This is a genomic window from Rahnella sp. ChDrAdgB13 (assembly GCF_017655185.1).
Classification (GTDB): Bacteria; Pseudomonadota; Gammaproteobacteria; order Enterobacterales; family Enterobacteriaceae; genus Rahnella; species Rahnella contaminans.
In genome coordinates, this window is record NZ_JAEMGT010000149.1 from 1 (window position 1) to 6,420 (window position 6,420).

The following is a 6,420-nucleotide window of genomic DNA, read 5'->3' on the forward strand; positions in this document are numbered from 1 at the left end:
TCCAAAAACTTCCGCATTCTGCGCAAAAGCATCACGCCAGCCAGCACCCCGAACACAGTCATAACCCCGCCGTTCATCCATTCGGCCCACTGTCTCGCGCATGTGGTTTTTTATTGGGGTACCGTTCACGCCATTGGTTAATTAGTCATTTCCGCCATGTGCGGGATTTTTTTCGGAGCAAGTCAGGGACTAGATTTTTTCCTGTATTTATGAAAATTATTAATAATCAGATGATTAAATAATGTTTTGCAATATTTTGACATCGTTGACCAGGCGATTGAAAACAAGCTGTACGAAGAGGCCGGAGTGGTGGTCTACGGTGGCCAGCCGGGAACGCTGGGCAAACCTGTGCTGGTGACCGACCAGTGTCCGGCTGATGCAATCCTCGGTCTGGTGCCGAATGCGGTGAAAATTACCGAATCTCAGGCGCCGGGATTCCGTTCATATCCGATCAATGACCAGGAGAACCTCGCTATCGGCTACCGCGCTGAGGGAACGGTGAACATTGACCTGCTGGGGTACAGCTGGGCGACGGCGAAAGGCGCGAACCCGGATATCACGAAAATTGGGACCAAAGGCAACTGGACCAAGCATTTCAAGGACGATAAGTCCACGGCTGGCGTGCTGATTAATCTCGACAGTGGTTCATCTAGCTAAAAGTAAAACCAAAGGGGGCTTCGGCCCTGTTTCTTTTTAGGAGGCACGATGATCACTATCAATACAGATCCCGCTTCGCCTGATTTCAACAGTTACGCCAACGTTGATGATTTAACGCGGTTTGCAGCGTCGCGTGGTTATGACATCCCCAGTGATAGCGATGAATGTGGCACGTTGTTATTCCAGGCGCTCGATTATCTGAACGGCCTGAACTGGATCGGAGCGCGTGCAGAAAAAGGCCAGCACTTGCCGTGGCCGCGCCGTCACGTACTCATCGACGATGAAATGTTAGATCCGCACACGGTACCCAGTCAGGTGATTCAGGCTCAGTGTCGGCTGGCGGTTGAAGCGCAGGATGGCGCGCTCGATGCCAGTTTTACGAAGGGCGTCACCACTGAGACGGCGGGCAAGGTGTCGGTTCAATTTGCTGATGATGCTTCCGGTGAACTGTATTTTCCCTGGCTTGATGGGGTGCTGCGTGGCCTGCTCTCGGTTGCCATCAATACTTTCGCAATGAGGGTCTGATAATGAGCGACAGACCGAATATGGATAAGCTGCGTGAATTGCTGCACAACACCGCCGCGTTGAAACAGGCCGGTGTTCGCGTAGGGATCCCTCGTGAAAATAATGTCAGAAAAGACGGACTCGAAATGGGAAATGCGGGTCTGATGCAACTGCATGAATATGGCGGCACCGTTCATGTTCCTGAACGAACGGGCAGCATTACCAGGCGCATCCGTGCTGATGGGACGTTCGCCTATAATGGCCGGTTCAGAAAAAAAGGAAATTTTCAGTCATTCCATCGGATCCCTGCCCACACCATCACAATCCCGGAACGTTCTATTTTTCGTTACACATTCCACCAGAATAATTATTTCCGTAAAGAAATGGCAGTCCGCGCAACGGCGGTATTGAACGGGAAAATCACGGTAGAAGAAGCGATGACGCTCGTTGGCAGTCGGATCAGGACAAAATTACGGCAAGCATTCACTGACGGGCATCTTCAACCCAATCTGCCTTCAACAGCACGTAGCAAAGGCGGGAAGGACACACCGCTGATTGATACGCGCGATATGTTCCAGGCCATCACCTTTATTACCGACATAGACGGAGCCAGCAAATGATCCCGAACGTTCGCCGGGTAGTCAAAGGGCGCATGAGCCGGAAATTTACCGTTACGCACCCGGAAACGAACAACTGGCGGCCGGCGGGGGAAAGCCGTAACCAGGGCGTGATTTATCCCGCGGATGCCGACGCGTTGGAATTCACTCCCGAAGGTACTCGCCTGCAGGATGCGATTGTGGCGCTGGCCGCCGGTCGGTTGTCATTCGGCGACGTGATCCTCTGGCACGCTGAAAACTGGCGCGTCGTTCATGCACAGGACTTTTCTGACAATGGCTATTTCTACGCTGTCGCGGTTCGAGCTGACAAAACTGCAAGCCCTGACGGCGGGGGCTTTGGGCAATTCTGAAAAAGGTTTCGATGTTCGCCTGAGCGACACCGGCACCGCCGTTCCGACTAGCCCGTTTATCACCCTGCGTGAAATCTCCGCTCTCGAGTTAGGCCTCCCCAATCGTAAACAAATCGATGCCGATACGGAGGAAATCTCTCAGCACGTCGAACTGCAGGTCAGCGTCCAGGCTTTCGGTCATGGCGCCATGCACGTTCTCAGGGCTTACGCCGCCTGGCTGGGTTCGACGCCGGGGATGTCTGGATTATCGGGGATAGGCACCAGTTGCCCGCGCTACACACTCCCCCGCAACGTATCCGAAGGCATTCCCGGCGGGTGGGAGGAACGCGCCGTGATGACGCTGACGCTTTCCCACACCGACCGGTACCGCATTTCTCAAAACGACATGCAGGAATTTCCAATTACCGTCACCGACGGTTCCAACTCCATCTCTTTTACCGTTCATGAGGATTAATCATGTCCCGAACTATCGACTCTGTTATCAGCGTCACCGTTAACCCGCCGGGGGATGTTGTCTCGGCCGCTGATTTCGGCACCGTTATGATTTTCACGCCGGGTTACCCGGTTTTGTTAACGGATGCATATCAAAAATATTCGACCCTGAAAGCGTTTCAGGCCGATTTTCCAGATGCCGATAACGCGTTGCTCGGCACGGCTGAAATTTTCTTTGAGCAAACCAGCCGTCCGCAGTATTTGTATGTGGCGCCGTGGGATACAGATTCCAGCGGTGATGCGGTGCCACTGGCCGAGGCCTACGCCACATTAAATGCCGTCTGGGATGGCTGGTATTGTGGTATTCCCGTCGGGGTCAAACTGGCCGCCGATGAGCTGAAAGAAGCGTGCGCGTGGATCCAGGCATCCGCGAAAATTCAGGGGATCACGCTGACGGATATCAGCGCAAGCACGTTGGCGGAAATCAAAGAACTGGCAGAGACGCAGTATTACCGTACGTTGCTGCTGGCCGACCAGACGCTCAACGATCCGGGGCCGTCTTCCGTCATCTCTGCCGCGGCGCTACTGTGCTCCATTAATTTCAGCGCCAGTGACTCCATGCTGACCCTGAAATTTAAGGCGCTGCCGGGTGTGACGTCAGATACCTCCATCGATGACACCATTTCGGGAAAACTCGACGATCTGGGCATCAACTATTACACCGATTTCGGGACCAAGGCGATGATGGCTGAGGGTTGGATGTTGGGGCAGGTGTACTGGGCTGATGAAGTCATCGGTCTGGACTGGCTGAAAAACAAAATTCAGACCAACGTGTTCAATAATTTGTCGTTGCTGAAAAAACTCTCTCAGTCAGACCGTGGCGTACGTACCCTGTGCGGCTGGATCGATAAGGTCATGCTGATGGGGAAAAATAACGGGCTGTTCGCCGATGGCGGGTACTGGGAAGGGGATAACGTCGGGGCACTGTCTACCGGCGACTATCTGGAAAAAGGCTATTACATCTACCCTGAACCAGTCGCCAATCTGTCAGCGGACGACAAAAAGAACCGCAAATGCCCGCCCATTACGGTGTGTGCCATTTTGGATGGCGCGATGCATTCAGCGCAAATCACAGTGAATACGGGGCGCTAATCATGCTTTTCGATATCAAACAAATCCACCTAATGCTCAATGAGCGTTCCATTGAAGGATTTACCACCGACACCGACGCTATTTCCCTGAAAAACAATGCTGATTTGGGGGAATACACCGTGGGCGTTCATGACGCCGTGTGGGTGGCGAACCCGGACGGCAGTGGCATTCTGGTGATGAAGATGTTGCAGCACCACAGCGATAACGCCTGGCTCAGCCAGCAGGCCGCACTGCAGCGCAGCAGCATAAAATCCTTCACGCCGTTCAGCCTGATCATTACGGATTTGCTCAATGAAGACGTAGCGACCGGCTCAAAGGGATATTTCACCACTTTGCCGACGTTTTTACGCGGTGCAAAGCACAATCCGAACACCTGGGCGATCGGGTTTAAATCCGTGAGCGTCATGCTGGCAGAGGGGTTAGATCAGTAATGGAAGCGAAGAAAACAATCACGCTTGATGATGTGACGTACGTCATGACGCCGGTCAACGCGATGGAGGGCTGGCAGAAACTGCAGCTGATGCTCGGCGCCATAGGTCGCAGCAAAATGAGCAACGGGGGCGATGGTTCGATTGCGACGGCCATTGCGCTGGCGTTCTCGGTGATGGACGGTAAAGAACTGGCCGCGCTGCAGGAGATGGTTATTGGTTCGACCGTCGTGAAGCCCGAAGACGGCAGTATGCCCTTTAAACTTGTTGATCAGGCTGGAACCCATTTTAATCAGTACCGGTCGCATTTCCCTCAGTTACTGGTCGAGGGGGCGCTGTACCAGTTCGAGGATTTTTTTACTGGTATCCGCGCCACGCTGGGGAGTTTGTTTCCGGGGATGGGGGCGATGCTGGAATTCATCAAAAAAGCGCGGGAAGCGGTGGGCGAGCCAGCGTTATCCGACACGACGACGGAAACGGCCTCGACTGGTTTATCTGGGCACCCGTGATGCGCAAATATGCCAGCCTCAATGAACTGAGAACGGTGTATAACCTGCGTGATTTACTGGATTTTCATGATGCGATTGCAGCGTTTGATAAAGCGCGTGACGATGACATGGGGAGTGAAGAATAAAAAAAAGCCTGTCCCTGACCTGCAGTCGGGGCGGTTCAAAACACTGAAAGCCATTCAATGTCTGTTTAAATCCGATTGATAACCGTGCGTTATAATAACCCTCATAAGCCAATGTGCTGGTACAGCCTCGTGATTTATTCAGTATGGGGACTTTTCGGATTGCCATAATACAAGGAGAAAGACATGAATCGTTTATTTGATGATAAAAACACCCTGCCCGTATTGTTTGTTGCTGCGCTTATTTATGTCGTTGTTATCAGCGAACTCGGTGAGTTTTTTACCTATGGGCACTGGCTGTTTGAGTAACGGGTGAACGGCTGTCATGTTGAGCAATAAAAGTATAAAACATAAAAAAACGCATTTAATCATCATACTTTTTGGTTTGTATTACGTCTGTAGCCTGTTGGGTATTGCGGCACTGATCGCCTGGCGCCACGGAGCACTCCATTTTGTGGTGGGGTGAGTTTGGGGTGGCTAAAGGCGGATCAGCCGCACGCGTTAAACATCCATCGGTAGCATAGACGCACGGTGTGCTTAAGTGTGGTTGCAACTCCTGGCCCTGTTTTTGTGAGGAGACACTGTCCCGTGTCCAGTGCATTATTCATTGTGTCCCTGTGATGGAGGATAAGCAGTACCAGCCCGGTGAGGAAAACGCCCCCAATCATCCCCCAAATTAAACCCATTCTCCCCATCCCTCTGCGCCCGTAAAATGGCTGCGGAGCGATAACGCCTGGGCTCTTCCCGGTAAAAGACATTTTAATTTCCTCATAAAATAATCACACTGAGTAATAAGGTGAATTATGGCACTTATTGATGAGTTTCTCTATGGCCTGGGTTTCAAAGCCGATCTGCGTGGCGGGCAGGCATTTGATGAACAGCTCAAACACATCGGCGACCACGGCGAGAGCACCCGTCATTCTTTGTTGAGCACTATCACCGCCGCTAACCTGCTTTCCAGTGCGCTGCAAAAAGGGGCGTCGTTGATAAAAGGCATGGGCGCAGAGTTTGTGCACACGGCGCGCGAAATGGAAGATGCGAAAATCACTTTCGAGTCGATGTATACCACCGCTGCAGAGGGGGAAGAAAAATTCAAATGGCTGTGGGCGTTTGCCAAAAGCAATCCCGTAATGGGCTTTGATGCGGCAAAAGAAACGTTTATGGCGCTCAAAAATAACGGCATCGATCCGACCACTGCTGCCCTGAAAGCGATGGGTGACACGATGGCCGCATTGCCTGAAGCCGGAAAATTGTTGCCTCAGGGATTGGGGGAACTGATCGAGGGGCGCTATCACTCAGGCGGTGTGTTGTCACCGATTGTGAATCTGGCCGGTGCAGGTAAAAACCGGGTGTATGAAGGGTCGTACGTGAACAAAGCCGGTGAAAAAATCCCGGTCAAACTGGATTTTAATAACGCTGAAAAAGCCACAGATCAGTTTATGCAAATTCTGCGTGACCGGTTCGACGGCACAATGGCCGCTCACGGCAAGACGTTCACCGGGTTAATTTCCCGTATTTCGAGTGACTGGCTCAGTTTTCAGAATGACATCATGAACGGCGGTTTATTTGCCGAACTGGAAGGGCTTTGTTGAATAAATCGAACTTTTGGCCGTAATCAGGATCAGATCACCACATTCCCGATCCTGTAG

Annotated in this window: 11 protein-coding genes and 1 pseudogene; all 12 read left to right on the plus strand. The window is 52.2% G+C overall.

Features of this window, described 5'->3' with window-relative positions; genetic code table 11:
• Positions 1-242, plus strand: a 242-nt coding sequence (locus J8X26_RS25310) for a hypothetical protein (RefSeq protein ID WP_208952337.1), incomplete at its 5' end; no start/stop codon positions are given.
• Positions 243-252: 10 nt separating this feature from the next.
• Positions 253-657 (plus strand): annotated as a pseudogene (locus J8X26_RS25315) (major capsid protein); the annotation flags it as partial.
• A 48-nt stretch (positions 658-705) separates the two neighbouring features.
• Positions 706-1,182 (plus strand): DnaT-like ssDNA-binding protein, encoded by a 477-nt coding sequence (locus J8X26_RS25320; protein ID WP_208952338.1) that lies wholly within the window; start codon positions 706-708, stop codon positions 1,180-1,182.
• 20 nt (positions 1,183-1,202) lie between these two features.
• On the plus strand, positions 1,203-1,781 hold the full coding sequence (locus tag J8X26_RS25325; RefSeq protein WP_208952339.1) for a hypothetical protein: 579 nt from the start codon (positions 1,203-1,205) through the stop codon (positions 1,779-1,781).
• Entirely contained in the window at positions 1,778-2,128 is a 351-nt protein-coding gene (locus tag J8X26_RS25330; protein WP_208952340.1) for a hypothetical protein, read from the plus strand. The genes J8X26_RS25325 and J8X26_RS25330 overlap by 4 nt, the downstream gene beginning before the upstream one ends.
• Complete coding sequence (locus J8X26_RS25335) at positions 2,031-2,582, plus strand: LIC_12616 family protein (protein ID WP_208952341.1); 552 nt, start codon at positions 2,031-2,033, stop codon at positions 2,580-2,582. The genes J8X26_RS25330 and J8X26_RS25335 overlap by 98 nt, the downstream gene beginning before the upstream one ends.
• A gap of 2 nt (positions 2,583-2,584) precedes the next feature.
• The gene (locus J8X26_RS25340) at positions 2,585-3,712 is read left to right on the plus strand and encodes a DUF3383 family protein (protein WP_208952342.1); all 1,128 of its coding nucleotides are present in this window, start codon (positions 2,585-2,587) and stop codon (positions 3,710-3,712) included.
• A gap of 2 nt (positions 3,713-3,714) precedes the next feature.
• On the plus strand, positions 3,715-4,143 hold the full coding sequence (locus tag J8X26_RS25345) for a DUF3277 domain-containing protein (RefSeq protein WP_208952343.1): 429 nt from the start codon (positions 3,715-3,717) through the stop codon (positions 4,141-4,143).
• Entirely contained in the window at positions 4,143-4,649 is a 507-nt protein-coding gene (locus J8X26_RS25350) for a phage tail assembly chaperone (protein WP_208952344.1), read from the plus strand. Before J8X26_RS25345 ends, J8X26_RS25350 begins: the two co-directional genes overlap by 1 nt.
• Complete coding sequence (locus J8X26_RS27935; protein WP_280118846.1) at positions 4,649-4,774, plus strand: hypothetical protein; 126 nt, start codon at positions 4,649-4,651, stop codon at positions 4,772-4,774. The genes J8X26_RS25350 and J8X26_RS27935 overlap by 1 nt, the downstream gene beginning before the upstream one ends.
• 183 nt (positions 4,775-4,957) lie before the next feature.
• Positions 4,958-5,080, plus strand: a complete 123-nt coding sequence (locus J8X26_RS27940; RefSeq protein ID WP_280118847.1) for a hypothetical protein — start codon at positions 4,958-4,960, stop codon at positions 5,078-5,080.
• A gap of 494 nt (positions 5,081-5,574) precedes the next feature.
• Positions 5,575-6,363, plus strand: a complete 789-nt coding sequence (locus J8X26_RS25355; RefSeq protein WP_208952345.1) for a hypothetical protein — start codon at positions 5,575-5,577, stop codon at positions 6,361-6,363.
• The last annotated feature ends 57 nt before the right edge of the window (positions 6,364-6,420 follow it).

What these genes read in the sequence shown, in the direction of transcription:
- J8X26_RS25320 (WP_208952338.1), top strand. Translation starts at nt 706, where the DNA reads ATGATCACTATCAATACAGATCCCGCTTCGCCTGATTTCAACAGTTAC.
- J8X26_RS25325 (WP_208952339.1), top strand. Translation starts at nt 1,203, where the DNA reads ATGGATAAGCTGCGTGAATTGCTGCACAACACCGCCGCGTTGAAACAG.
- J8X26_RS25330 (WP_208952340.1), top strand. Translation starts at nt 1,778, where the DNA reads ATGATCCCGAACGTTCGCCGGGTAGTCAAAGGGCGCATGAGCCGGAAA.
- J8X26_RS25335 (WP_208952341.1), top strand. Translation starts at nt 2,031, where the DNA reads ATGCACAGGACTTTTCTGACAATGGCTATTTCTACGCTGTCGCGGTTC.
- J8X26_RS25340 (WP_208952342.1), top strand. Translation starts at nt 2,585, where the DNA reads ATGTCCCGAACTATCGACTCTGTTATCAGCGTCACCGTTAACCCGCCG.
- J8X26_RS25345 (WP_208952343.1), top strand. Translation starts at nt 3,715, where the DNA reads ATGCTTTTCGATATCAAACAAATCCACCTAATGCTCAATGAGCGTTCC.
- J8X26_RS25350 (WP_208952344.1), top strand. Translation starts at nt 4,143, where the DNA reads ATGGAAGCGAAGAAAACAATCACGCTTGATGATGTGACGTACGTCATG.
- J8X26_RS27935 (WP_280118846.1), top strand. Translation starts at nt 4,649, where the DNA reads ATGCGCAAATATGCCAGCCTCAATGAACTGAGAACGGTGTATAACCTG.
- J8X26_RS27940 (WP_280118847.1), top strand. Translation starts at nt 4,958, where the DNA reads ATGAATCGTTTATTTGATGATAAAAACACCCTGCCCGTATTGTTTGTT.
- J8X26_RS25355 (WP_208952345.1), top strand. Translation starts at nt 5,575, where the DNA reads ATGGCACTTATTGATGAGTTTCTCTATGGCCTGGGTTTCAAAGCCGAT.